Source organism: Paenibacillus sp. FSL R5-0486, from assembly GCF_037975155.1.
Lineage (GTDB): Bacteria > Bacillota > Bacilli > Paenibacillales > Paenibacillaceae > Paenibacillus > Paenibacillus amylolyticus.
This window is the reverse complement of record NZ_CP150237.1, coordinates 820387-847318: the sequence shown is the minus strand read 5'-3', so window position 1 is coordinate 847318 and position 26932 is coordinate 820387. Positions and strand designations below refer to the sequence as shown.

Below are 26932 nucleotides of genomic sequence, written 5' to 3'. Positions count from 1 at the left end.
GTTGTGGTCATGATTTGGACTCTCCTTTCCATTCACGTACTTCAATTCGTGGCAACAATTGTTCAATCTGCTCACGCTGTGGTTCATACCATTCAGGCAACATCAGTTTCTCACCCATGCTCTCTGCTGGTTCATCCCGTGCAAATCCCGGAGGATCCGTAGCCAGTTCGAACAGTATACCACCCGGCTCCCGGAAATACACAGCGTTGAAGTATTGACGGTCAATGACTGGCGTTGGATGATATCCGGATTGTTCAAGATCCTGCTGAATTTGTTCATGTTCCACGTAATCTTTGGCACGCCATGCAATATGGTGAACCGTTCCGGCTCCACCAATCCCGCGCTGGATACCTGTGGACTGAATATCGATGATCTGACCAATATCGCCGCTTGCCTGAAGACGAAGGAGTCCGTTCTCTTCACCGACTTGCTCCAGACCCAGTTTGCTCACCAAGACGTCCATGGTTTTCTCAGGAACGTGGCTGAACAATACGGCTCCGCCAAATCCTTTGATGGCATGCTCCGGTGTCACACCGTTGAAACTCCAGTTGCTTGGCTGACCGCCTTCACGCTCAACCAGTTCAAGCAACAGACCGCCTTTGTCGAAGAAACGAATGTACTGCTCACCAAATCTGGTTTTATTTTCATATGGAATATCGAAGGAAGTAAGACGTTCTTTCCAGAAAGGCAGGCTTCCTACAGGAACCGCATATACGGTAACTCCAGTCTGACCTGACCCAATGACACCTCTTCTTGAATTCTGCTGTGGGAAAAAGGTAATGATTGTGCCCGGTGCACCCTGCTCATTCCCGTAATACAAGTGATACACGTCCGGTGCATCAAAGTTTATTGTTTTTTTCACCAGTCTGAGCGCCAACACACCTGCATAAAAATCAACGTTTTTCTGCGCATCGTCAACAAAAGCTGTAATATGATGAATTCCTGAAGTTCTGAACATAATCTCCACTCCCTTGGTTTATTTACACAGACACTACGATGACAGAATAACCTTCCAATCGCTGTTATCCCCAGATTTTTTTGATTTCTTTTCCTAAGGGAAAATCCGGGGATAAAGGCGAACGCTTCGCTTTTTCAGGTTTTTTCTGTCCTCTTCGTTACGTGTAAGTTATTAGTTCGACTTATTTTGCTTCTTTTATTTATTGGTTTCTGTTATTTATCTTTAAGTTAAGATTCTTTAAATTTATATTAATCCATTGGACTACATTATGCAAGCTTTTATTTTAAAATTAAGATTTAATACAAAAAGCAGGCCCCCATACACTCCGGGAACCTGCTTAGCGTTATAACGATTGATTAGGTTGCTTCTTATTCCTGTATTACTTTTGTATTACTGCTTCTTAAACCAGTTTCATTCTTTTTGGTGGATTCACCAAATCTTTATGCTCGTATTCATCCTTGATATCTCCGACAATCTCTTCAAGGATATCCTCCATCGTAACCATACCTACCGTAGCACCTGCCTCGTTTTTCACGGTTGCAATGTGTACACGGCTTTGTTGCATCTGGATCAGTACATCCTTGATTGGAGAACGCTCGGAGAAACTCGGCGTATTGTGAACAAATGTCTCCATATTGAAATCTCTACCCGCAGCCACACTCGTCAGCATTTCTTTTGTATTAATAAAGCCAACAAAATGAGCCTGATCCCCATTTGCAATAACAGGGTATCGCGTGTATTCATGTCGATTTAGCGTCTCAATGATCTGATCAATCGGCATTTCCTTATTCAGAGTAACAATTTTATCTCGTGGAATCATAATCTCCTGAAGCAGACGCTCATCAAAAGCAAAAATGTTTTTGAGATAGTCCAGCTCCGTCTGGTTGATCTCGCCACTCTCGTAGCTCTGTGCCATAATCAGCTTCAGCTCTTCTTCGGAGTGAACGGTATCATGCCCGGCAGGTTTTACACCAAATATGCCAAGCAACAGACGAGCAGCTCCATTTAGCGCGTAGATGAATGGATTCATGATTTTACCGAACCAGTACAGTGGTGGTGCCAGCAACAGCGTCATTCTCTCTGCAAACTGAATCGCCAGGGTTTTCGGTGCCAATTCACCAATAACCACGTGCAGGAACGTAATGATCGCCAGAGCGATACCGTAGGAAAGTACGGTAGATAAAGCCGCCGGCACTTCCATTCGTTCAAAGAGCGGATGCAGCATTTTCTCAACAGTAGGTTCACCCAAGGCTCCCAATACCAGCGCCGTGATGGTAATCCCCAATTGACACGCCGACAGATAATAATCCAGGTTGTGAGCCACTTTTTTGGCCAGTACTGCCTTTTTGTTCCCTTCCGAGATCAATTGATCGATTCGGGACATCCGTACTTTAAGAATTGCAAATTCGGCTCCAACGAAAAAGGCTGTCAGACCTATAAATACGGCTACTAAAAATAAATTCAAGGCTATTATTTCGTCCAATGATTTCCCTCAGGTTTGAGGGATTCACCTCCATTAAATTTTGAAATAAGGTTTGCACGAGTGACGTTCCGGTGACGGCTCGTTCTTCCGATCGCCATTGCCTCCAAATTTTCCTGATTATTGTTTTCAAAGGTTTAAAATTGGTTTGCAAACGCGAACGCTACGCTTCTTCAGGATCGATTCCGTCCCCTACACTGCTACGTTGCCAAAACGTTTTAAATTCTGAGGGCAGTAGCCAAATAGGCAGTCAAACCCTAGATTACAGTCAGATCGAACCAAACAACATCACGCCAGGTCGCTAGTAGCTTCCTCAACCTGCGCGCCGCTCACTCGTTCCAGAAGAACTTGTTTGATGTGATAATTTTCGGTATCCACAACGGTCCAGACATAATCGCCGTGTTCTACCGTGTCTCCTTTTTCCACACCTACACCCTTCTGGTACTGAATCCATCCGGCAACGGTATCCATCTCTTCATTACCTTCAAAGCTAAGCCCGAACTGCCGCTCCACTTCATCCAAAAGTACCCGACCATTAATGAGATATTGATTCTCTCCGGTCTCCTGAATATCGGCCACCTCATCGGCATCGAATTCATCGCGAATCTCACCGACAAGTTCCTCCAGAATATCCTCCATCGTAATGATACCCGAGGTACCGCCGTATTCATCCACGACCACGGCCATGTGTACACGTTCCTGTTGCATTTTAATCATCGCATCCTGGATACTTGTAACTTCGGAAACAAATGGGATCTCACGAACGAACTCGCTTAGTTGATACGATCTTGCGGCTACCATGTCAGGCAAAATCTTTTTCACATTCACAACGCCGATAATGCGGTCCTTGTCCCCATCCTCGATGACAGGGTAACGTGAGTAGTTATGTTCATCCAATATAGGAATAATATCGTCATAGGTCATATCCTGATCTAATGTCACCAGTTCTGTACGAGGTACCATGATGTCTTTGGCATCACGTTCGTCGAACACAAATACATTTTCCAGATATGAAAGCTTGGTCCTGTTGTTCTCGTCACCTTCGTAACTCTGGTTCATGATGATTTTGATCTCATCCTCCGAGTAGGCTTGATCATGTTTGGCAGGCTTCACACCGAATCCGCGCAGAAGAACACGTGATGTTCCATTAAGCGCCCAGATGAACGGATACATGATTTTACCAAACCAGTATAGCGATGGGGCGAGCATTAATGTCAGTTTTTCTGAAAATTGAATCGCCAACGTTTTCGGTGCCATCTCACCAACTACCACGTGCAAGAACGTGACGAGGATAAAGGCGATCGCATAGGAAGCAATCGACGAGATTGAAGCAGGTACATCTAAATAATTGAATACCGGATATAACAATCTCTCAACCGTCGGTTTTCCGAGCGCTCCCAGTCCCAGTGCAGTGACCGTAATACCGAGCTGACAGGCTGACAGATAATAATCCAGGTCCGAGACAACTTTTTTGGCGAGTACAGCCTTTTTATTGCCCTCCGCGACCAGTTGATCCACTCTTGATGTACGAATTTTGACTACAGCAAATTCCGATGCTACGAAAAATGCAGTCAATGCAATCAAGATAATAAGTAAAACGATATTCAATATGGTAATTATGTCCAATGATTTCCCCGGTTCTCAGGGATTCACCTCCAGAGATAGTTACAGCGTGATCCGTTAACTGTGTTAACCATTCATCAACTGTTAGTCTTTCAACACGACGTCTGCCTTATATAAAATTGATTTCAATGATATCTTTTGTATAAGTCTTACGTTTGACCTTGTAAAATTACAAAACAGGAATTCAAGATGAAGTCAATGACTTGCAGAAACTTCTTCATTCAAATCGGGTTACCCCTCATGCTGTCAATTGTTCCTCGCTTAACTCCACCTAGATTCGCCATTTGGACAATTTACAATATCGCCTACCCAATAGATATCCACCTCCCCTCGTACTCATTCCTGTTTCCGAAAAGTATACCATGTTTCCCGCTCAACCATCCAGTTGCACGTTATGGTTTGCCACAAGCTTACAGTTTAATGTTCTCAAATTAGTCTCTATGTATGTTACGTACTTTATATAATATGATTGATATTACCTCATAATGTGATATTGTTCACATGTTTAGTATAGTTCAATTTATAAAAATACTACCCCTTACTTTAGGGCATTAAACATGCCGGATCTCCCTGATTTAATCCCGTTTTGAATCTTCCCCATATTCTTTCCCGTATAAAACAAGTCCGGCCGTATGCACAAGATACATCTATATACGTAGCAAAGAGCCCGCAAGATGCAAATACCTTTCCGGTATACATCTTTACGGGCTCTTATATTCATTCTATACGAGTGCTTTGGCAGCAATATCCGTTCGCTGATGTTTACCATCAAAATGGATACGCTCCACCTGTTCATAAGCTTTGTTTCTAGCTTCGGCAATATCCGCACCAAGGCCAACTACACCCAGGATCCGTCCACCATTCGTAACCCAGTCTCCTGCTTCACTACGTGCTGTACCTGCGTGGAATACCACGGCATCTTGCACTTGATCCAGTCCTTCTATGACTACACCTTTGGCATAAGGACCCGGATAACCTCCTGAAGCAAGCACCACACATACTGCGGCTTCATCACTCCATTCAATCTCAATATCAGCCAGCTTGCCATGAACGGTTGCCCAGAAGATATCAAACAAGTCGCTTTTCAGACGTGGCAATACAACCTGTGTTTCCGGATCACCAAAACGTGCGTTGAACTCAATCGTTTTGGGTTTGCCATCTGGTGAAATCATCAGCCCGGCAAACAATACACCCTGGAATGGGCGTCCCTCGGAAACCATCGCTTTGGCAGTTGGTTTGATGATCGTCTCCACGGCTTCCTCAATAATAGAAACAGGGATATGTGGCAAAGGTGAGTATGTACCCATACCGCCTGTGTTTGGCCCTTGGTCATTGTCGAATACAGGTTTGTGATCCTGTGCTGCGGCCATCGGACGAACCGTCTCTCCATCGACAAAGGCCAGAATGGACATTTCCTGCCCTGCGAGGAATTCCTCGATGATTACTTTGGCTCCCGCTTCACCAAATACCTTCTCCACCATGATGCTACGCAGAGCCTGATCAGCCTCATCACGAGAATAAGCTACCGTCACACCTTTGCCCGCAGCCAATCCATCTGCCTTGATGACAACCGGGATTGCTTGCTCATTCAGGTATGCTTGAGCTTGTTCGTAGTTGTCGAATTTTTCATAGGCTGCGGTTGGAATGTTATATTTGTGCAGCAGATCCTTCATGAACGTTTTACTTCCTTCGATCTCTGCTGCATTACGACGGGGTCCGAATACCGGAATACCTGTCGAATCAAATGCATCCACAATCCCATCCGCAAGCGGATCATCCGGACCAATAACCACCAGACCTACTTTAAGCTCTACAGCAAGAGCCGTTAGTTTATCGAATTCATTCACCGCAATGGCATGACACTCAGCCAGCTGAGCAATGCCTGCATTTCCCGGTGCACAGTGAATCTTGTCTACCTTTGGACTCTTCGCCAGTGCCCAGATGATTGCATGTTCCCGGCCACCGCCGCCTACTACCAGAATATCCATTCGCTCTGTTCCCCTCCGTGCATAACTGAATTTGTTACGCTATTGCGTGTTGAAAAAACTAAAAAATAGGGGGTGTACCATAAGTCATTAGCATGACAGGCGACACCCCTTATTAAACCTTTTTCGTTCTAGTGTTTGAAGTGACGAACGCCTGTGAAGACCATGGCAATTCCGTATTCATTCGCTACTTTGATGGATTCTTCATCTTTGATCGAACCACCCGGTTGAATTACCGCTGTAATTCCGGCTTTTGCTGCCAGTTCCAGCGTATCACCCATTGGGAAGAACGCATCAGATGCCAGAATAGCACCTTTTGCTTGCTCGCCCGCTTGTTCAATCGCAATTTTGGCTGCACCCACACGATTCATTTGTCCAGCGCCCACACCCACCGTCATGTCATTCGCAGCAAGTACAATCGCGTTGGATTTCACGTGTTTAACTACTTTCCAGCCAAACAACAGCTGTTTCAATTCTTCTTCCGATGGCGCCCGATCGGTTACCACGTTCAGCTCGCTCGCTTCGATGGAGTGTACATCGGACTGTTGCACGATCATACCACCGTCGATGGACGTTACCACGAATTGGCTCTCCCGTTTACGAGCAGCATTCAGTTCACCCGTTTTGAGCAAACGAATGTTTTTCTTCTTCGTCAGGATATCGAGAGCTTCTTGCGTAAAGTCAGGAGCAAGTACGATCTCCAGGAAAATCTCGCTTAATTTGCCTGCTGTATCGCTGTCGATAATGCGGTTCGCTGCCACAATGCCACCAAAGATAGACGTTGGATCTGCAGCATATGCTTTGCCGTAAGCTTCATAGATACTTGCGCCAATACCTACGCCACATGGGTTCATATGTTTAACCGCGACAACGGCTGGTTCTTCAAACTCTTTGACAATCTGCAATGCTGCGTTAGCATCGTTGATGTTATTATAAGACAACTCTTTGCCGTGCAATTGCTCGGCTGTTGTCAACGTATCTTGAGCAGCCAGCGGTTTGCGGTAGAATGCCGCCTGCTGGTGTGGATTTTCGCCGTAACGCAAATCTTGGAGTTTTTCGTAAGTAACCGTCAGACGCTCTGGCAGTGGATCGCCATTTACGTTGGACAGGTAGTCGGAGATGAGTGCATCGTAAGCCGCCGTATGACGGAACACTTTTGCCGCAAGCCGTTTGCGAGTTTCGAGAGTGGTATCTCCATCGTTGCGCACTTCCTCCAACACTTGGCTGTAATCAGATGCGTCTACAACGACACTGACAAAGGCATGGTTTTTGGCTGCCGAGCGAAGCATCGTTGGACCACCAATATCGATGTTCTCGATGGCATCTTCGTATGCTACGTCCGGTTTCGCAATAGTCTCTTGGAATGGATACAGGTTCACGACAACCAGATCGATATAGCCGAGACCGAGTTCTTCCATCTGGCGTGTGTGCTCTTCGTTATCACGCACAGCCAACAACCCACTATGAACTGCCGGATGCAATGTTTTGACACGTCCGTCCATGATTTCCGGAAATCCGGTCACATCCGAAATTCCGATGACAGGTACGCCTTCCTTCGACAACAGGCTGCTTGTACCTCCTGTCGAAATAATCTCCACACCCATTTGCGACAGCTCGCGGCAAAAGTCCACGATGCCCGTTTTATCCGATACGCTAACCAGCGCTCTTTTGATACTCACAATATGCTCCTCCTTTAATGTCCCATGGCTTCGCGTTTCCTGACGAAACACAGCCGATTTATTTCCCGAGAAATATCACAAAATGCGTACCAATATTCGACTTCTGTTATAGAAGTTGAACCAAGATGTTTACACGGGACACTCCGATGACAAAACAACCTTCCAATCGCTGTTATCCCCAGATTTTTTGATTCCCTTTTCTTAAAGGGAAAATCCGGTGATAAAGGCGAACGCTTCGCTTTTTCAGGTTTATTCTGTCCTCTCCGTTAATGTGTAAAAAAATTTCAACTTATATCAAACCGGTTTGTTAACAGTCACGTGACGTCCGTCTAATTGAACCAGACCTTGCGCGAACCAGGAAACCACTTCAGGGTATAACTGTTGTTCAGCCGCATGAATGGAACGGCTGATTGACTCAGGCGTATCCTCTGGCAAAATGGGAACGGGATGTTGGGCAATAATCGGTCCGGTATCCATGCCTCCGTCCACAAAATGCACGGTCACGCCCGTTACTTTCACGCCATATTCGAGAGCTTGTCCAATCGCATCCTTGCCTGCAAATGCCGGTAGCAAGGACGGATGAATGTTAATCAACCGCCCTGCGTAACGATCCACCACAACGGAAGTCAGCAATCTCATATATCCGGCAAGAACGACCAGGTCGATCTTTTTGGATTCGAGCACTTCCACGATCTCTGACTCATAGGCTTCACGGGAAGCATAATTTTTCGGAGTAAACAGATGACATTCCACGCCTGCGTCCTGTGCCCGCTGCACAACACGTGCAGATGGTTTATCACACACGAGCAGATCAACGGATGCATTCAGCCCACCATTCCGTACTGCATCGACCAATGACTGAAAGTTAGTCCCTTCACCCGAGGCAAATACAGCTATGCGGTAGTTCGCCATTAAACATCCGCTCCCGTGAAGGTTACTCGCGCATCTCCTTCAGTAACACGGCCAATGATGTACGCTTCTTCACCAGATGTTTTCAGTTGTTGCAGCGCTTCCGATGCATCTGCTTCATTAACGACCAGTACAAGCCCGACACCCATGTTAAATGTGGTGAACATGTCACGGTTCGAGACAGCACCCTTTTCCTGTAACAGGTTGAAGATCGGCAGGATCGGCCAAGAACCGTAGTCAATATCCACATTCACGTTGCTCGGCAACATACGTGGGATATTCTCGATGAAACCACCACCTGTAATGTGAGCCATACCTTTTACTTTTACCTTTTCCAGCAAGGACAACAGGGGTTTTACATAGATCTTTGTAGGTTCCAACAGTGAATCTCCCAGCTTACCACCCAGTTCCGCTACTTCATCATGCAGATCAAGTCCCGCATCTTCCAACAAAAGTCTGCGTACCAGCGAGAATCCGTTACTATGCACACCGCTGGAAGCAAGTCCAATCACTGTGTCGCCAGGGGCGATGGTTGTACCATTGATGATCTTCGCTTTGTCCACGATCCCCACCGTGAATCCGGCAATATCGTATTCGCCTTCACTGTACATGCCCGGCATCTCCGCCGTCTCGCCACCGATCAGCGCACAGCCTGACTGATGACACCCTTCAGCGATACCCGCAACAATAGCTTCAATTTTCTCAGGAATGACTTTGTCACATGCCAGATAGTCAAGGAAGAAGAGTGGTTCTGCACCCTGTACCACAATGTCGTTCACACACATCGCTACCGCGTCGATTCCGATGGTATCGTGACGGTCCATGGCAAATGCAATTTTCAGCTTGGTGCCTACGCCATCCGTACCAGATACAAGCACCGGCTCATCGTATTTATCTTTGTTCAAACCGAACAGGGCACCGAATCCACCCAGATCTGTCATCACTTCCGGACGGAAGGTACGCTTCACGTGTTTTTTCATCCGTTCAACCGCTTCATTACCTGCCGCGATATCAACGCCGGCCTTTTTATATGCTTCGGACAAGTGGAATCATCTCCTTTTTTTTCGCCCCACCTAAATCCTCCCGCCCGGGAGGACCCCATAGGACCTTGGCAGGCCCTCTGGACACCCGCCAAAAAAGCGGTGCAGAGGTGGCTGGTGTGATCTTGCTATGGTTGGTTCGTGCGTGATCTCGCGGGATTGTTCGCCGATTCCGTTGGCTGCAAGCCATCGGTCGGCGAGCCCCGCTCAGCTACGCTGCGGGCAAGCCCGCTGGGCAGCTGCTTCGCTCGGCTGCCTGGCCCCTGTTGCTCCGCAAAGCGGGGCTTAAGGGCGCGGGCTTGGCCCGGGGGCAGCTGCTTCGCCTGGCTGCCTAGCCCCTGTTGCTCCGCAAGGCGGGGCTTAAGGGCGCGGGCTTGGCCCGGGGCAGCTGCTTCGCTTGGCTACCCTAGCCCCTATTGCTCCGCAAGGCGGGGCTTAAGGGCTAACAGCTGCAGCCGAATTTTTCCTCGCCGCCAAAATCGAGGCGGGTTGGGTAATCATGATCAAAACATGCGAGACATAGTCCGCCTTTAGGATCATCCTGATTATCTCCCTGAATCGATGCAATCAGTCCATCGGGACTGAGGAACTCCAGGGAGTCCGCATTAATTTCACGGCAAATTTCTTCCACCGACAACTGTGAAGCAATTAATTCACGGCTGTCAGGCGTATCAATGCCATAGAAACACGGGTTTTTAAACGGCGGTGATGTAATCCGTACATGTACTTCCGTTGCTCCTGCATCACGCAGCATGTTCACGATCCGTCGGGAAGTTGTTCCCCGTACGATGGAGTCGTCAATCATGACCACACGTTTGCCTTCCACAACGCGACGCACAGCGCTCAGCTTCATCTTCACGCCCTGCTCCCGCAATTCCTGGCTTGGCTGGATAAACGTACGTCCGGTGTATTTGTTCTTGATCATACCCATCTCATACGGAATACCTGTCTGTTCAGCGTATCCAATTGCTGCCGAGATGCTGGAATCTGGTACCCCCGTAACCAAGTCCGCATCCACAAACGACTCAATCGCCATCCGGCTTCCCATCCGTTTACGGGCCGCATGCTGGTTCGTACCATTCATATCACTATCCGGACGAGCAAAATAAATATATTCCATCGCGCATAATGCCTTGCGGTGTTTGTGATGATCAAAGCGATCCTCGTGCAGACCATCTGCATCCAGCACAAGCAGTTCACCCGGTTCAATGTCACGGATTAGCTCTGCGCCGATTGTTTCCAGTGCACACGTCTCAGATGCAAACAAATACGCATCTCCCAGCTTACCCATCGTCAGCGGACGAAGTCCGTGCGGATCGGAAGCAACCAGCAACTTGTCGTTGGTCATGATCAGAAATGCATAACCACCCACAATGCGCTGGAACGCCTCTTTTGCCGCTTCCACAAGCCCTTTGGAGGATCGTGCAATTAGATGCGCAATGACCTCGGTATCACTTGTTGTTTGGAAAATGGACCCGCTCTGCTCCAGCTCGCGCCGGATCGTTGGTGCATTCACAATGTTCCCGTTGGTCGCTACCGCCAAATCGCCATCACGGTATTTAAATACCAATGGCTGTGCGTTTGTCAGTTTACTGTCACCACTCGTTGAATAACGGACATGTCCAATGGAAATATCCCCGGTCAGCGTCTGCATCAGGTCTTTGGTGAATACTTCCTTCACCAGACCCATGCCGCGATGATAGTTAAACTGGCTGCCATCACTCACACACATGCCTGCACTTTCTTCGCCCCGATGTTGCAGCGCATGCAGACCATAATAGGAGAGTGAAGCCGCGTCAGGGTGTCTGAACACCCCAAACACGCCGCATTCTTCCTTCAATTTGTCGAGTCCTTCCTTGCCGGACCCTTCATTATAATAATCGCCTGTCCACAACGGTCCTGTCGTCAGTTCATGAGACATGGAATCGCATCCTCCCAGACCTGAGCCAAACCTCCTACAGGTTCGCTCACGGCTGATGTTCCGTTCAATTCAATCGTCAGGTTACTTCCTTCTACACGTCCAATCACAGCTACGGGTACACCACGCTCACGTACAAATGCTTCAAGTTTACCCGCTTGCTCTGGCGTAGCCGACAACAAGATACGGGATTGGCTCTCACTGAACAGGGCGTGATCTGCACGAAGTGCAGTCTCCACATTCACCTGTGCTCCTACGTTACCACTGATACAAGACTCTGCGAGTGCTACAGCCAAGCCACCTTCAGACAAGTCATGTGCAGAGCGAACGAGTCCGGATTGGATCGCTTCCAGCACCGTGCTGAGCAGCGCTTTTTCTGTTTGCAAGTTCAGTTCTGGTGGACGACCTTCCGTCTGACCATGAACCGCGTATTGCAGCTCGCTGCCACCCAGTTCAGCTTTTGTTTCACCGAGGAGGATGATAACATCACCTTCGGATTTGAATGCTTGCGTCGTGATATGATCCGTGTCATGAACGAGACCTACCATACCGACAACTGGCGTTGGATAGATGGAGCCTTTGGCGTTTTCGTTATACAGACTTACGTTACCACCGATGACCGGTGTATCCAGCACACGACAAGCTTCCGCCATACCGTCTACCGCTTTTTCCATTTGCCAGAAAATATCCGGTTTCTCCGGATTACCGAAGTTCAGGTTGTCCGTAATCGCCAGCGGCTCAGCACCGGAACATACAATGTTACGCGCTGCTTCACTTACGGCAATCCGTCCGCCAACTTCAGGATCAAGGTACACATAACGTCCATTACAGTCCGTTGTCATTGCGAGACCTTTGCGTGTGCCACGAATCGTAACTACAGCCGCATCCGAACCCGGGCGAACGGCAGTGCTTGTACGCACCATGTAGTCATATTGATCATAAATCCATTTTTTACTTGCTACTGTTGGTGATGCCAGCACTTGTTTCAGTGCTCCGCCGAGATCCGACACTTCGTCATAACGAAGCGTGTCGATGGAAGCACTTTGCTCGTAGTAGGCAGGTACAGAAGAAGGTTTGTCATACACTGGACATTCGTCAACCAAAGCCGTTACCGGCATATCTCCGACCACTTCGCCGTGGTGGATCAATTTCAGACGACCATCATCCGTTACTTTACCAACTTTGGCACAGATTACGCCCCAACGTTCAAAGATTTCCATCGCCTGCGCCTCATCCTTCGGCTCAACAACGAACAACATCCGTTCCTGGGACTCTGACAACATCATCTCGTAAGGCGTCATGCCTTCTTCACGCTGTGGCACCTGATCCAGATACAGTTCCAGACCGTTACCCGCTTTACTTGCCATCTCTGCACTCGAACATGTCAGACCCGCAGCACCCATATCCTGAATTCCGAGCACGATGCCCGTGTCGATCAATTCCAGACAGGATTCCATCACCAGTTTCTCCATAAATGGATCACCAACCTGAACAGCTGTCCGTTGTGACTCGGATTCTTCCGTCAATTCAACCGATGCAAAGGTTGCTCCATGAATACCATCCCGCCCTGTTGGTGGCCCAACATAATACACGGGGTTTCCTACACCTTTAGCTACGCCGCGCTGAATCTTGTCATGATCAATCAGACCCACACACATCGCGTTAACCAGCGGATTGCCTTCATAGCTCTCATCAAACATCACTTCGCCACCAACGGTAGGAATACCGATACAGTTACCGTATCCAGCAATACCCGCTACCACATGTTCGAACAAATATTTAACGCGATCACTCTCCAGCTTACCGAAACGAAGGGAGTTCAGTATGGCTACCGGTCTTGCACCCATGGAGAAAATATCACGGATAATACCGCCCACACCTGTTGCCGCACCTTGATAAGGCTCAACTGCGGAAGGATGGTTATGGCTTTCAATTTTGAATACAACGGCCTGATTATCACCGATATCCACGATACCGGCACCTTCACCAGGTCCCATCAGGACACGTGGTCCAGTCGTTGGGAAACGGCGCAGCAATGGCTTGGAGTTTTTATAAGCACAGTGCTCGGACCACATTACACTGAACACACCAATTTCCGTGTAGTTTGGCTTGCGCCCCATGAACTCACAGATCAGCTTATACTCGCTGTCAGATACGCCCATTTGTGCGTAAAGTTTATGTTCTGCGACCTGTTCTGCTGTCGGTTCCTTAGCGGATAGCTGCTGCGTCATGCCGATCCCTCCATGCTTTCAAAATAGATGTAAACATACGTTTGCCGTCTTCCGAACCAAACAGTGAATCCACTGCACGCTCTGGATGCGGCATCATGCCGACCACGTTTCCAGCCTCGTTACAGACTCCTGCAATATCACCCAGGGAACCGTTCGGGTTGGTACCATACGTAAATACGATCTGGTTGTTCGCTTGCAGACTCGCCAGCGTCTCCTCATCGCAATAATAGTTGCCTTCACCGTGAGCAATCGGGATGATAATCTCTTCGCCGGGTGCATAGTCACGTGTAAATGGTGTATCTGCGTTTGCCACTTTCAATACCGTATCGTGACAACGGAATTTCAGGGAAGTGTTACGGATCAATGCACCTGGAAGCAATCCCGCTTCCGTCAGGATCTGGAATCCGTTGCAAATACCCAAAATATATTTACCTTGTTCAGCAGCTTTCGCTACCTCGTTCATTACCGGTGCAAAGCGGGAAATCGCTCCGCAACGCAAGTAGTCACCATAAGAGAAACCACCCGGAACTAAAATACAATCATAAGCCGAAAGATCTGTAGCCGTGTGCCATACATAATCAACCTCTTGTCCGATCGCATCTTCCACTGCCTTGTAACAGTCGATGTCGCAGTTGGAGCCAGGGAACACAAGAACTGCAAATTTCATGAGATTAACCCTCCAATTCGTAGCGGTAATCTTCAACAACGGTGTTGGCCAGCAACTTTTCACACATGACTTTCAATCGTTTCTCCGCTTCCGCACGATCTGTTGTATCCAGGTTCAATTCCATGACTTTACCGATCCGTACACTTTCCACTTCGTTGAATCCCATAGAATGCAGGGCTCCTTGAACAGCTACGCCTTGCGGGTCGAGTACGCTTTGCTTAATAGTGACATATACGGTTGCTTTGATCATGATCCTTATGTTCCTCCTCAGTAATGAACGGGATAAATGCTTTATGCTGTTAAAAATGGGGTGTGGAGCTTGCTCCGGGGCGGATTGTTCTTTCCGGTCGCTTGTTGTCCCCAGGTTTTTTGATTGTTTTGGCCCGCTGCGCGGTCAAAACCCGGGGACAAAGGCGAACGCTATCGCTCATTTAAGAACAATTCCGCCCCTCCGCTAGTCCATGCGACGTTTTTTAAAGGCCTAAACCTTTTACGTTGCACGGTGTGTAATGGTCTAGCCTGACCATTCCTTCAAAACAGTGAATGGCGAATGGTCTTTAAGTTACTTTAGTAATTAGTGAATTTAATTCTCTTAATTTTTCAGGCTTCCCCTACCTGTGGGAAGCCACCGCTCTTAATTGCCTCACCCACCAGTTTGAACACTGGCGGAGGGAAAGATTTGAGCTAGAGAAACGAAGTGCTCGCCTTTGCAACCGGAATGTTTCCTTTTGAAAAAAGGATTCCAATCAAAACATTCCGGGGGCAACAGCGATCGAAAGCCAAACTTTCCCATAGCCTCTCGCTCAAACGTTAAACTTTATTATTTCGTTAAACGGTTATAAATATCGACGTATCTTGCGGTTGTTGTCTTTACTACCTCTTGTGGAAGTGGATCAGGTTTGCTGTTCTTGTCCCAATCGGTTCCGGCGAGATAGGTGCGCACTGGCTCTTTATCCATGCTGTCGATCTCGATGTCGAGTTCATAATTCTCTTTGGCCCAGAAGCGTGAAGCATCTGGGGTGAAGATTTCGTCAATCAGGATGACCTTGCCATCCACGATGCCGAACTCGAATTTGCAATCTGCCAGAATGATGCCACGCTGATCACAGTAATCACGGGCGAATTCGTACAGGCGCAAGCTTTTTTCCTGAAGCTCAACTGCGAGTGCGTCTCCCACCAGTTCTTTCATGCGATCCATTGGGATGTCCTCATCGTGACCAACATCGTTTTTGGCTGCCGGTGTGAAAATAGGAACTTCGAGCTTGGCGTTTTTGCGAAGTCCATCAGGCAGTTTAATGCCATTCACTTCACCACTCGTCTCGTATTGTCTCCATCCCCCACCCGTGATGTATCCACGCACGACACATTCAATATCAATGCGTTCTGCTTTGCGGGTTACCATGATGCGGTCTTTGAGCAATTCAGGGTCTGTGATGAGATCACCCAGTTGATTCACATCGGTATGAACGACGTGATTCTCCATCATGTCACCCGTCAGTTCGAACCAAAAGCTGCTGAGTTTATTCAGTACGTTTCCTTTCTCGGGAACCGCCGGGTCCAGCACGTAATCAAATGCCGATATACGGTCCGTAACCACGATCAGAAAATGTTCACCCAGATCGTACAATTCACGTACTTTTCCTTTATATAACAGAGGTGCTTTAACGAGATCTGCCGCAGTGGACAGTGCCATGGGCTCACCTTCTTTCAGGAGATGTAAAGTATACGTCCAATTCCCCTCTTCACGCGGGGCCACTCCGAATGCAGAACAACCTTCCGATCGCTGTTATCCCCAGATTTTTTGATTCCACTTTTGCAAAGTGAAAATCCGGGGATAAAGGCGCAGCGTATGCTTCCGAAGTAGCTTTCTTTCATAATGTTTTTAGCTTTGCTTCTTCAGCTTATTTCTGTCCTCTGCGTTCCCTGCTGAACCATCATTCTGCGCTATAGCCTTATGGGACTTATATATTAATCGTTCAAACCGAGTTTTTTGAAGATGGTGTCTACGTGCTTCAGGTGCCATGATGGGTTGAAAGCATCTGCGATTTCTTCTTCGTTCAGCACTTCCGTGATTTCCGGTGTGGATTTCACGATATCCTGGAACTGGCGTTGTTCTTCCCATGCTTGCATCGCACGTGGTTGAACGGTATCGTATGCTTGCTCGCGGCTGAAACCTTTGTCGATCAGCTTTGTCATGATGCGACCGGAGAATGGTACCCCGTAGGTGCGCTCCATGTTGCGTTTCATGTTTTCAGGGAATACCGTCAGGTTCTTCACGATGTTACCAAAACGGTTCAGCATGTAGTTCAGCAGCATCGTTGCATCCGGTAGAATGATACGTTCTACAGAAGAATGTGAGATGTCGCGCTCATGCCAGAGCGTTACGTTCTCGTATGCGGATACCATATGTCCGCGAATGACGCGGGACAGACCGGAGATGTTTTCACTACCGATCGGGTTACGTTTGTGTGGCATCGCAGAAGATCCTTTTTGACCTTTAGCAAAAGCTTCTTCCACTTCACGGAACTCACTCTTCTGTAGCGCACGTACCTCTGTAGCAAACTTGTCCAGGGACGTTGCGATCAACGCCAGTGTAGCCATATATTCTGCGTGACGGTCACGTTGCAATGTTTGAGTCGAGATCGGCGCAGGTTTCGTGCCCAGCTTCTCGCAGACAAACTCTTCAACAAACGGATCGATGTTCGCGTATGTTCCAACTGCGCCTGAGATTTTGCCGTATTGTACATTGTCTGCTGCATGGCGGAAACGCTCCAGGTTCCGTTTCATCTCTTCATGCCACAATGCCATTTTCAGTCCAAATGTAGTTGGTTCCGCATGCACACCGTGCGTACGTCCCATCATTGGTGTGTGCTGATAAGCCAATGCTTTTTCACGAAGAATTTCAATGAAATTCACGATATCCTTTTCCAGAATCTCATTCGCTTGACGCAATACATAACCTAGAGCCGTATCTACGACATCCGTGGAAGTCAGTCCGTAGTGCACCCATTTCCGCTCCGCACCCAGACTTTCAGATACCGTACGTGTAAATGCGATAACGTCATGACGTGTTTCTTTTTCAATCTCATAGATGCGATCGATGTCAAAAGATGCGTTCTGACGAAGCAATGCTGCTTCTTCCTTAGGGATAACACCCAGTTCGGCCCACGCCTCACATGCACAAATTTCAACTTCCAGCCACGATTGGAATTTGTTCTCTTCGGTCCAGATGGCTCTCATTTCGGGTCTGCTATAACGTTCAATCATGAATTTGTATTCCTCCAGAGATTAGTTTGTTCAATCCATTGCAATCCTTCTTCAACATCCTGACAGAGCAGATTCACATGCCCCATCTTACGTCCTGTTTTTGCTTCGGTTTTACCATATATGTGAAGCTTGGGAATCACACCGAGCTCTATCGCTTCTACATCAGGTTGCCCTGTTCTGGCGATAATGCCTTCCAGATGTTCTCCAAGCACATTGACCATAACAACCGGACTCAATAACGAAGTGTCCCCAAGTGGTAACCCGCAGATGGCACGGATATGTTGTTCGAACTGAGAAGTCGCACAAGCTTCCATCGTATAGTGACCAGAATTATGCGGTCTTGGTGCCAGCTCATTGACGTACAGTCTTCCATCCGCCGCTACAAACAGTTCCACAGCCAGCAGTCCAACAGCCTTCATCGATTCTGCCACCGCTGCTGCCAGCTTTTGCGCTTCAATCTGGATATCTGCGGCAACTCTAGCCGGTACAATTGAAGCATGCAAAATGTTGTTCACATGAATGTTCTCCGCTGGCGGGAACGTTTTGATCTCCCCATTTGTACTACGCGCTACAACGACCGATATTTCGCATTCAAACTTGATGAATTGTTCCAACACCAGTTCCGCACCAGTAGCCGCAAGTTCTTCGTATGCCGCAACAGCCTGACTTGCTTCCCGGATGACCCGTTGACCTTTGCCATCGTAGCCTCCAGTCACCGTCTTCAGTACACAGGGCACTCCAAGTTCGCTAACAGCAGCAAGCATCGTATCCGCACTTATGATTTCCCGATAAGGCGCGACTCTCACTCCGGCGGCTTCGATCGCACGTTTTTCACGCAACCGATGTTGTGTGGTGTACAGTAACGCACTTCCTTGTGGAACGTAAGACTCACGCTCGAGCAGCCCAGCGACTTCTGCATCCACATTTTCGAATTCATACGTAATGACATCGCATTGCCGAGCCAGTTCAAGTGCAGCTTTGGCATCGTCATAACCAGCTTCAATCTGACGAGCAACTTGACCACAAGGCGCATCCGCAGCGGGATCAAGAGTAACGAATCGATACCCCATTGCCGTTCCTGCGAGCGTCATCATACGTCCGAGCTGTCCGCCTCCAAGAATGCCGATGGTTGTTTTCCCGGGCAACAGGACTTTTTTTAGCTCTCCTGTTATACCGGATTGGTCCCCGACTCTATTCATAGTTCTTCACTACTTTCGAGTACTTCTTGTTTGATGCGCTCTCGGCGAGCTTCAGAGCGACGTTGGACATCCGGGTCAAAAGCACCGATCATTTGAGCTGCCAGCAATCCTGCATTCGTTGCCCCTGCCTTGCCAATCGCCACAGTTGCGACGGGAATACCACCAGGCATCTGAACAATGGACAACAAGGAATCGAGACCGTTCAACGCTTTGGATTGAACCGGTACGCCAATGACTGGAAGCATCGTTTTGGCGGCAACCATACCGGGTAGATGTGCTGCCCCGCCCGCCCCTGCAATGATCACCTTGAATCCTCGATCAATTGCTTGCTCTGCGTATTCAAACATCAGATCCGGTGTACGATGGGCGGAGACCACCTTTTTCTCATACCCAATCTCCAGTTCGTCCAGCACCTCGCACGCATGTTTCATCGTTTCCCAATCCGACTTGCTGCCCATAATTACAGCGACTTGCAGTGACATGAATACATCCAACTCCCGTCTGAGCTTTTTTGATTACATCTGACTATTAAGGGACTCTTATTACGTGTGAAATGAAAAAATCCGCTACCCGCGAAAACATCACATTTTCTCCGGACACCGGACTCCAAGAAATACGTATCCCTCATTTGGGCATGCCAAAGGGGGCTTGCTGTCCGCATCTGGTTGCATGCGACTCTCAGCCGTATCTCCTCGTAGTCCGGAAATTTACGGTTCCCGGGTAGATACTTCCGGGCCCTATTCCCGGCGTTATACGAGCAAATATCTATCAAACTATCATCGTTCATTTTTGTAATCTCTTATTACACATTTCGTTCCTACTCGACCTTATTCTTACCTGATCGACACATCTAACATTCTAACAATCCCCTACAGCTAATGTCAACTTAAAGACGAACATTTAACATATTGACAAATATAATGTTCGGGAATTGCTTCTTTAAATTCGCTTAACCATCCATTTCATCCCATAAAAGAAAGCCGGCTCCTCTTCAATCTCTCGAAGACAACCGGCTTCCTGCTTTTCAGTGCGTACACACTTCATCCATTATTTTACGATCAGTACTGGAACCCGCGCATGCTGCACCACATTGTGACTGACACTACCCAGGACAAATTCCCGAATACCACCCAGTCCACGGCTACCAATAATAATGATATCAGAATCATTTTCTTTGGCAAAATCAAGCAATACTTCCGCAGCTGCTCCTTGAATCAGGTCCACATTGGCCGTTACACCCGCAGCCTGAATTCGTTCTTTCGCTTCATCTGTTGTCTGTACCGCCAGATTGTAATAGTCATTATTAAGTGAAGGTGGCAATGGAGCCAACCCCTCACCGATGAATACACGCGGGAAATCAAAAGCATGAATGACATCCAGTACTGCATTTGGGGACACTTTAGCTAGCTCAATCGCACGATCAAGTGCTTTATTTGAAGCTTTGGAACCATCATAAGCCACTAATATTTTGGAAAATAACATGTGAATCCCGTCCCTTCCTTTATATGTAGAGCACGCGAAGCAAGCTTCGGTCTGACATGTAATAAACTAACAGAACCATATAACTCCTTAAACGTTCCGGAACCACAATGAACCATTTATACGAATGAATTTACATATCAGACGAATGAATGATACACCTTTCACTTCAGCGTAAGTCTTGTTCGAATGGTTACGCATGTGTTCCATGTGTTCATTGAATAAAGTAACCATAGATTACCGCATTCAAGAATAACAACAATGGAATGCCAATGGTGAAGCTGGGATGTTTAGTCTTATGCCTTTTCCGATACATCGCGATCCAGACTCCCAAAGCACCGCCTATAAATGCTAATAAGAATAACGTCCGTTCGGGTGTACGGTCACGACGCTGTTGCGCACGCCTCTTATCATCCGACATCACCAGATAACCAACTACATTAATAAATAAAAACCACAATATAAGTCCGGTTTGCATATAATTCTAGCGATCCCCCTGTCCCGGGACATCTCCCTGTCTCCATTATAGTCCTCATCAGAGACATGTTCAACGCACCGGATAGGGAACCGCAATTTTGTGTAATAACGCTAACCTCGCTCTAACCTAGGACTCCTGCTTTGGAATACCGTTCAGGCTTGGTGCTCTTTTGGCTGCTTTGTCCGGGCGCACAGCGATACTCTCTTCCCGAATACTGTCTTTGTTTTGCTGGTTATGGATCTTCTCTGGTTTGTTATGCGGCATGTAGGTATCACCTCCTTGGCTTACGTTGCCTGAAAACGGAGGATCTTATACGACTTCAACTACCCTCAAGCGTGTTACTCTCCCTTTTTCTCCATAGCCGCCTTCAGCAGATCTCCAAGGTTAGACCCAATGGACTCCTGCTTAGCATATTGTTTCACCAGCTTTTGCTGATCGCGTTTGTTCACATGCTGTTTGTCCTTATCCAACGTTTCTGTAATACCACAAGGTAGACATTGTACGTATAACCCCGCCTTACCTTCTTTGATTTCCATCTTTTTGTGGCACTGCGCACAACGACGATTGGAGAGTCTCTTTTCTGCCGAACGACGATACCCGCAGTCCTCGGTAGGACATACAAGAAACTTGCCGCGCTTGCCTTTCTTCTCCAACAACCGTGCGTTACAGTCCGGGCAATGGCTATTGGACACATTATGCGGCTTGTACTCTGCTTTGCTGCCTTTTACCGTAGACACCAGCTCTTTCGCCATGGATCGGATACTATCCAGAAACGGCCCTGGTTTCCCTTGCCCACGAGCGATGCGTTCCAGTTCAGCTTCCCAGCGGGCAGTCAGATCCGGTGAACGAAGCTGCGGGGCAGCCAGTTCAATCAACTGTTTTCCTTTACCGGTTGGATGCATGCTGTTGCCTTGACGATCTATTGTATCGGAACTGACCAGCTTCTCGATAATATCCGCACGTGTAGCTGGAGTGCCGAGTCCATGCTTTTCCATCTGGGAAAGCAAAGCAGCTTCGGTATACCGTTTGGGCGGCATCGTCCGTCCACTTTTAATATGGCAACGCTGAACCGTCACGGACTGCCCTTGCTGCACATCTGGCAAAAGCGCACGCTCATGGTCTGCTGCATCATCAGTACGGTCATCGTCATCATCGCTGTAATCGCCGCCGTATACTTCACGCCATCCACTTTCTTTCACCGTTGTACCTTTAACATGGAAGGAGTCATTCCCCACCTGAACCGTGATCGCAACCGAATCGTACTTCGCTGCCGGATAGAATAGGCTGATAAAACGACGTACGATCAGATCGTACAGTTTGCGTTCCTCTGGATTCAATTGATTCAAAAGTACCGTCTGCTCCGTTGGGATAATCGCATGGTGATCCGTAACTTTGCTGTCATCCACAATACGTTTGGTGATATTCAGATTTTTGCGCAGCAAAGGACGTGCCAAAGACGCATAAGGTCCAATAGCTACACTATCCAGCCGTTCTTTCAACGTAGCTGTCATATCCGAAGTGAGGTATCGACTGTCCGTACGCGGATACGTCACAAGCTTGTGCTGTTCATACAGACGTTGCAGGACATTTGATGTTTGCTTTGCAGAGAAACCATACTTCCGGTTGGCATCCCGTTGTAGTTCCGTCAGATCATATGCCAGTGGATGCGGCTCAACCTTCTCGCTTTTCTTCACTTGGGCAATCGTGCCCTTGCGCCCATCCACCCGTTTCTTCAATTCTTGTGTTTCTTGAGGGTCGAAAATTCGTGAATCTCCTCCAGCTGCCCGCCACACAGCCTGAAAACCTCCCATGTCTGCCGTTAACGTCTCATACTCCTGCGAGCGGAAACCGTTAATTTCATTTTCCCTGTCCATAATCATGCCCAAGGTCGGAGTTTGTACACGTCCAGCAGACAACTGGGCATTGAAACGAACGGTTAATGCACGGGTCACGTTAAGTCCGATCATCCAGTCAGCCTCCGCCCGGCAACGTGCAGATTCATAGAGGCGGTCGAACTGACTGCCTGGCTTCAGCGAAGCAAATCCGTCTTTGATCGCCTTATCTGTCTGGGATGAAATCCACAGGCGTTTAAAAGTTTTTTTCCACCCCGCCATCTGCATGATCCAACGAGCCAGCAATTCTCCCTCACGTGCTGCATCGGTCGCAATGACCAGTTCGCCTACATCCTGACGTTTCATCAACTGCTGCACGGCTTTATATTGATGGTTGGTCTCTTTAAGTACTTTCAATTTCGTACGATCTGGCAGAATGGGTAGGTCCTCCAGATTCCATGTTGCATACTTTTTGTCGTAATCCTCGGGTTCAGCTAATCCAACCAAATGTCCAAGCGCCCAGGTAACGATATATTTCGGGCCTTCCATATAACTTTTATGTTTATCACGCGCACCCATGACTCTGGCTATTTCGCGTGCTACAGATGGTTTTTCTGCGAGTACCAATGTCTTCACTTCATATCTCTTCCTCTCTGGTAGAACGTTATGTCTCTTTTATCCCTATCTTTTCATTATATCATTTCACACTAAAGGTATGCTCTGTCATCTCTACTTCCTAACTACTCGCCTCCTGTAACCTCATGTTTAAACAATATGTCGTATTCATGTCACTTTTAATTACATTAATTCGTTTGATAGTTTTCCTGAGTACACGGAATCAGAAGCATCAGTAAGTATTAACACTGTAAAGTATTGATGTATACGTTTTTTTGGATAAATATAAACCTTGTAAGATTACCTGACATAACTATACAATGTGTCAAAAGCATAGAAACAGAATCGCTGCTACACACATCAATGAGACACAGGAAGGGAGCGTGGATGCATGACTTATCATGGATCTGTATTGAAAAAAAGTGGGGCTTTGTTACTGGCAGGTGCTGTTGTTGCCACAACATGGGGAGGAACGGTACCTTCGGCATCAGCCGCAACGGCAACGCCTACGAGTAAAACAACAGTAGCAGCTGTATCCAAAGGAAAAGCGCCAGCAACTCCGGTAGCATTTGTTCAGGCTATGGAAGAAGCGGCTACACTTGCAGGTGTTCCTTTTACCATGGACAAGCTCTCTGGCACAACCGTACAACGTAAAGATGCTGCGGTCGCCTTGCAACAATGGCTCAAGCTGGATTCGACTACCGTATCATTCAAAGATGTCCCGGATGAAGCCACTTTCGCAGGTGCTGTTGGTGCATTGAATACGGCAGGGCTAATGAAAGGTTATACCGATTCCCTCTTCCTTCCAAACGCTGTACTTACCGAGAATGACCTCTCCATACTGAAAGACCGCATTTATAACTACATAAAACCGTTTGTCCTGGAGGAAGCAACCATCATGGATCTCCAGACTGCAATGACGCAAGGAAAACTGACATCAAAAGAACTGGTTCAAAAATATCTGGACCGCATTGAAAAATACGATGATCAAGGTGTAAGCATCAACGCCGTATTAACGCTGAACCCGGATGCACTCCAAATTGCGGAGCAATTGGATGAAGAACGTGCAGCCCAAGGTGCCCGCGGGCCTCTGCATGGCGTTCCGGTTTTGGTAAAAGACAATTTCGATACCAATGACATGCCGACAACCGCAGGCTGTATCTGTCTGAAAGATTCCATTCCTGCTCACGATGCTGAACAAGTGAAGAAACTCAAAGCAGCTGGCGCCATTATTTTGGGCAAAACGAACCTGCATGAATTCGCATTTGGCATAACGACATCCAGCTCATTGGGTGGACAAACACTGAACCCTTACGCCCTGGATCACTATCCAGGTGGATCAAGCGGTGGAACAGGTGCAGCCATTGCATCAAACTTTGCTGCAGCCGGCATGGGTACAGACACTGGCGGTTCGATCCGAATCCCATCCAGCTTCAACAGCCTTGTGGGTATCCGCCCAACCATCGGACTGTCCAGCCGTGAAGGCATTATCCCATTGGCTTTGACACAGGATGTAGGTGGACCTATGACTCGTACGGTTAGTGACGCTGCAATCATGTTGGATGCTACAGCCGGCTATGATAAAAAGGATGTCGCTACAGCCTACGCGGTTGGCAAAATTCCATCCAGCTATACAGACTTCTTGGATGTAAACGGACTGAAAGGTGCACGCATCGGTGTGGCCACAGAACTCATCCCAAGTACCAAAGCTGAAGAAAAAGCCGTTGCTGACGTGATCAACACCGCTGTGGAAGAATTGAAGTCACTGGGCGCTACCGCAGTTCCCATTTCCATCCCGAACTTGACTGAGATCAACAAATACCCAAGTCTCAGCGGATATGAATTCAAGTTCCAACTGAATGACTATCTGGACTCATTGGGTGCAGACGCTCCATATCACAGTCTGTCCGAGATCATCGCTTCCGGAGAGTTTGATAAGTCACAAGAACAATCCATGAAGACTCGGGATGCACGCCAAACGTTGGAGACTACCGAATACAAGGACATCGTCCTGAAACGCACCCAAGTTACACGTGAGTCCCTGCTGAAAGTTATGGCAGACAACAACCTGGACGCCATCATCTATCCTACGTCCACACAAGCCGCTGGTGTTATTGGGGAAGGACAAAACTCCGGTGGTAACAACCGATTGAGTCCTTTCTCCGGCTTCCCGGCGATTACGGTCCCTGCTGGTTTCACAACTGATGGTTTGCCAGTAGGCATGGAATTCCTTGGTCGTGCCTTTGATGAAGGAACCTTGATCAAGCTGGCTTACAGCTACGAACAAGGTACACATCACCGCCAAGCACCTAAGCTTACGCCGTAAAATATTTATGGGATTAAGCAATTCCGGTTAACACAAAAAATAGATGCAATCATATCACTTTTTTGAAACGAGTTAACCCACTAAAGAGACCACCTTCTTCATGACAGCATGAAGTTTGGGTGGTCTCTTTTATGTTCTCTATTTATTTTTATGTTGCATACCGTCGGATGTTACTCATTCCTGAACCTTGTCTGGCACGCCCCATTTCAGCACCAGACCTGCGTACGTCAGACCACCGCCAAAGCCAAAGAGAGCTACGTTCTGTCCTTCTTTCAATTTCCCTTCATCCACTGCAAGCTGTAGCGCCAGCGGAATGGAAGCGGCAGATGTGTTCCCCCGATACTCGACACTGGTTAAAGTACGTTCCAAAGGAACCGGACCACGTTCGCAAACAGCTTCAATCATTCTCATGTTGGCACTATGCGGGACAAACCAGTCAATCTGGTCAGGGCTTAATTCAGCTTTCGTTATAAGTTTACCCAATTGCTCTGGAATCGTCCGTACAGCCCACTTATAAATCTCTCGCCCATTCTGAACTAAACAACCTTCGCCCTGTAAAGGCACACCATTCATCTCCGAAGACAGACCACTCTTATAGAGATGTACACCGCCTTCTCCATGTGTACCTGATATGGCTGCCATAAAGTCACCTTCAGCACCCGATGATCTCTCCACCAAGAAGGCCCCCGCTCCATCACCAAACAGTACACAAGTCGTGCGGTCTGTGTAATCCGTAATTTTGGATAATGTCTCTGCTCCAACTACCAGTACTTTGCGGTACATTCCACTGGTCACCAGACTGTCGGCTAGCTGTAATCCGTAGGTAAAACCTGCGCATGCAGCATTTAAATCCAGTACACCCGTGTGTGGGATCTTAAGATTAGCCTGTACTCTGGATGCCGTACTTGGGAAAGCATATTCAGGTGTACTTGTAGCCACAAGGATCATATCCACATCTTCTACACTTACATCATAACGATGTATCATATCTTCTACAGCCTTCGTAGCCAGGTCAGATACAAATTGATCTTCAGCTGCAATTCGCCGTTCTCTCATACCAGTACGCTGTACAATCCATTCGTCACTTGTCTCGACCAATTTCTCCAGATCAGCATTCGTTAATATTCGATCCGGTACATATGTCCCCATTGCCGTGATGGTTGCCTTTGATTGATGCTTCATACCGGTAGTCACCTCACTTGTTTTTTACCATTATAGCACTAAGTCTTAGTACTTGGTACTAATT

At 47.7% G+C, this 26932-nt stretch carries 21 protein-coding genes and 1 riboswitch; of the genes, 1 reads left to right on the top strand and 20 read right to left on the bottom strand.

Features of this window, described 5'->3' with window-relative positions; all coding sequences use genetic code 11:
* Window positions 1–7: 7 nt before the first annotated feature.
* The 19 genes from MKY01_RS03885 to MKY01_RS03795 form a co-directional block, all read right to left on the bottom strand.
* Window positions 8–961: a ring-cleaving dioxygenase gene (locus MKY01_RS03885; RefSeq protein ID WP_339287080.1), complete on the bottom strand. Its 954-nt coding sequence runs from the start codon at window positions 959–961 to the stop codon at window positions 8–10.
* A 397-nt stretch (window positions 962–1358) separates the two neighbouring features.
* Window positions 1359–2441, bottom strand: a complete 1083-nt coding sequence (locus tag MKY01_RS03880) for a hemolysin family protein (RefSeq protein WP_339285429.1) — start codon at window positions 2439–2441, stop codon at window positions 1359–1361.
* 285 nt (window positions 2442–2726) lie between these two features.
* The gene (locus tag MKY01_RS03875; RefSeq protein WP_339285428.1) at window positions 2727–4064 is read right to left on the bottom strand and encodes a hemolysin family protein; all 1338 of its coding nucleotides are present in this window, start codon (window positions 4062–4064) and stop codon (window positions 2727–2729) included.
* 719 nt (window positions 4065–4783) lie between these two features.
* Complete coding sequence (gene purD, locus MKY01_RS03870; RefSeq protein WP_339285427.1) at window positions 4784–6049, bottom strand: phosphoribosylamine--glycine ligase; 1266 nt, start codon at window positions 6047–6049, stop codon at window positions 4784–4786.
* Window positions 6050–6177: 128 nt separating this feature from the next.
* Window positions 6178–7725, bottom strand: coding sequence for a bifunctional phosphoribosylaminoimidazolecarboxamide formyltransferase/IMP cyclohydrolase (purH, locus tag MKY01_RS03865; RefSeq protein ID WP_036606066.1), 1548 nt, complete (start codon window positions 7723–7725; stop codon window positions 6178–6180).
* A 294-nt stretch (window positions 7726–8019) separates the two neighbouring features.
* A complete protein-coding gene (gene purN, locus MKY01_RS03860) occupies window positions 8020–8637 on the bottom strand; it encodes a phosphoribosylglycinamide formyltransferase (protein WP_036606067.1) in 618 nt (205 codons plus the stop codon).
* Window positions 8637–9677 (bottom strand): phosphoribosylformylglycinamidine cyclo-ligase, encoded by a 1041-nt coding sequence (gene purM, locus MKY01_RS03855; protein ID WP_100526313.1) that lies wholly within the window; start codon window positions 9675–9677, stop codon window positions 8637–8639. The genes purN and purM overlap by 1 nt, the downstream gene beginning before the upstream one ends.
* Before the next feature lie 439 nt (window positions 9678–10116).
* A complete protein-coding gene (gene purF, locus MKY01_RS03850) occupies window positions 10117–11595 on the bottom strand; it encodes an amidophosphoribosyltransferase (RefSeq protein WP_036606069.1) in 1479 nt (492 codons plus the stop codon).
* The gene (gene purL / locus MKY01_RS03845; RefSeq protein ID WP_127551762.1) at window positions 11580–13823 is read right to left on the bottom strand and encodes a phosphoribosylformylglycinamidine synthase subunit PurL; all 2244 of its coding nucleotides are present in this window, start codon (window positions 13821–13823) and stop codon (window positions 11580–11582) included. The genes purF and purL overlap by 16 nt, the downstream gene beginning before the upstream one ends.
* Window positions 13801–14490, bottom strand: a complete 690-nt coding sequence (gene purQ / locus MKY01_RS03840) for a phosphoribosylformylglycinamidine synthase subunit PurQ (RefSeq protein ID WP_036606071.1) — start codon at window positions 14488–14490, stop codon at window positions 13801–13803. The genes purL and purQ overlap by 23 nt, the downstream gene beginning before the upstream one ends.
* 4 nt (window positions 14491–14494) lie before the next feature.
* Window positions 14495–14740: a phosphoribosylformylglycinamidine synthase subunit PurS gene (gene purS / locus MKY01_RS03835; protein ID WP_017690695.1), complete on the bottom strand. Its 246-nt coding sequence runs from the start codon at window positions 14738–14740 to the stop codon at window positions 14495–14497.
* 570 nt (window positions 14741–15310) lie between these two features.
* Complete coding sequence (locus tag MKY01_RS03830) at window positions 15311–16183, bottom strand: phosphoribosylaminoimidazolesuccinocarboxamide synthase (protein WP_036668396.1); 873 nt, start codon at window positions 16181–16183, stop codon at window positions 15311–15313.
* Between the two features lie 275 nt (window positions 16184–16458).
* Window positions 16459–17757, bottom strand: a complete 1299-nt coding sequence (purB, locus tag MKY01_RS03825; protein ID WP_036668399.1) for an adenylosuccinate lyase — start codon at window positions 17755–17757, stop codon at window positions 16459–16461.
* Window positions 17754–18956 carry a 5-(carboxyamino)imidazole ribonucleotide synthase gene (gene purK / locus MKY01_RS03820; RefSeq protein ID WP_339285422.1) on the bottom strand — a complete coding sequence of 401 codons (1203 nt, stop codon included), beginning with the start codon at window positions 18954–18956 and terminating at the stop codon, window positions 17754–17756. Before purK ends, purB begins: the two co-directional genes overlap by 4 nt.
* A complete protein-coding gene (gene purE, locus MKY01_RS03815; RefSeq protein WP_017690699.1) occupies window positions 18953–19438 on the bottom strand; it encodes a 5-(carboxyamino)imidazole ribonucleotide mutase in 486 nt (161 codons plus the stop codon). Before purE ends, purK begins: the two co-directional genes overlap by 4 nt.
* A gap of 193 nt (window positions 19439–19631) precedes the next feature.
* A riboswitch (purine riboswitch) is annotated at window positions 19632–19733 on the bottom strand.
* A 270-nt stretch (window positions 19734–20003) separates the two neighbouring features.
* Complete coding sequence (locus MKY01_RS03810) at window positions 20004–20438, bottom strand: universal stress protein (RefSeq protein WP_017690701.1); 435 nt, start codon at window positions 20436–20438, stop codon at window positions 20004–20006.
* A gap of 211 nt (window positions 20439–20649) precedes the next feature.
* A complete protein-coding gene (locus tag MKY01_RS03805) occupies window positions 20650–20913 on the bottom strand; it encodes a DUF1294 domain-containing protein (protein WP_017690702.1) in 264 nt (87 codons plus the stop codon).
* A gap of 126 nt (window positions 20914–21039) precedes the next feature.
* Window positions 21040–21177, bottom strand: coding sequence for a hypothetical protein (locus MKY01_RS03800; RefSeq protein WP_017690703.1), 138 nt, complete (start codon window positions 21175–21177; stop codon window positions 21040–21042).
* A gap of 74 nt (window positions 21178–21251) precedes the next feature.
* Complete coding sequence (locus MKY01_RS03795; protein WP_253505575.1) at window positions 21252–23381, bottom strand: DNA topoisomerase III; 2130 nt, start codon at window positions 23379–23381, stop codon at window positions 21252–21254.
* A gap of 370 nt (window positions 23382–23751) precedes the next feature.
* Between MKY01_RS03795 and MKY01_RS03790 the strand changes: the two genes are divergently transcribed.
* A complete protein-coding gene (locus MKY01_RS03790) occupies window positions 23752–25686 on the top strand; it encodes an amidase family protein (protein WP_339285420.1) in 1935 nt (644 codons plus the stop codon).
* Between the two features lie 174 nt (window positions 25687–25860).
* Here MKY01_RS03790 and MKY01_RS03785 read toward each other — a convergent pair whose 3' ends face one another.
* Window positions 25861–26868, bottom strand: coding sequence for a ketoacyl-ACP synthase III (locus tag MKY01_RS03785; protein WP_339285419.1), 1008 nt, complete (start codon window positions 26866–26868; stop codon window positions 25861–25863).
* Between the last annotated feature and the right edge of the window lie 64 nt (window positions 26869–26932).

Coding starts and splice junctions, on each gene's coding strand:
- purE (WP_017690699.1), bottom strand. CDS start 19,438: ATGTCACTGCAAGTCGCTGTAATTATGGGCAGCAAGTCGGATTGGGAA.
- MKY01_RS03785 (WP_339285419.1), bottom strand. CDS start 26,868: ATGAAGCATCAATCAAAGGCAACCATCACGGCAATGGGGACATATGTA.
- purL (WP_127551762.1), bottom strand. CDS start 13,823: ATGACGCAGCAGCTATCCGCTAAGGAACCGACAGCAGAACAGGTCGCA.
- MKY01_RS03800 (WP_017690703.1), bottom strand. CDS start 21,177: ATGCCGCATAACAAACCAGAGAAGATCCATAACCAGCAAAACAAAGAC.
- MKY01_RS03810 (WP_017690701.1), bottom strand. CDS start 20,438: ATGTTATTTTCCAAAATATTAGTGGCTTATGATGGTTCCAAAGCTTCA.
- MKY01_RS03790 (WP_339285420.1), top strand. CDS start 23,752: ATGACTTATCATGGATCTGTATTGAAAAAAAGTGGGGCTTTGTTACTG.
- MKY01_RS03805 (WP_017690702.1), bottom strand. CDS start 20,913: ATGCAAACCGGACTTATATTGTGGTTTTTATTTATTAATGTAGTTGGT.
- purQ (WP_036606071.1), bottom strand. CDS start 14,490: ATGAAATTTGCAGTTCTTGTGTTCCCTGGCTCCAACTGCGACATCGAC.
- purD (WP_339285427.1), bottom strand. CDS start 6,049: ATGGATATTCTGGTAGTAGGCGGCGGTGGCCGGGAACATGCAATCATC.
- purB (WP_036668399.1), bottom strand. CDS start 17,757: ATGATTGAACGTTATAGCAGACCCGAAATGAGAGCCATCTGGACCGAA.
- purK (WP_339285422.1), bottom strand. CDS start 18,956: ATGAATAGAGTCGGGGACCAATCCGGTATAACAGGAGAGCTAAAAAAA.
- purS (WP_017690695.1), bottom strand. CDS start 14,740: ATGATCAAAGCAACCGTATATGTCACTATTAAGCAAAGCGTACTCGAC.
- purF (WP_036606069.1), bottom strand. CDS start 11,595: ATGTCTCATGAACTGACGACAGGACCGTTGTGGACAGGCGATTATTAT.
- purN (WP_036606067.1), bottom strand. CDS start 8,637: ATGGCGAACTACCGCATAGCTGTATTTGCCTCGGGTGAAGGGACTAAC.
- MKY01_RS03830 (WP_036668396.1), bottom strand. CDS start 16,183: ATGGCACTGTCCACTGCGGCAGATCTCGTTAAAGCACCTCTGTTATAT.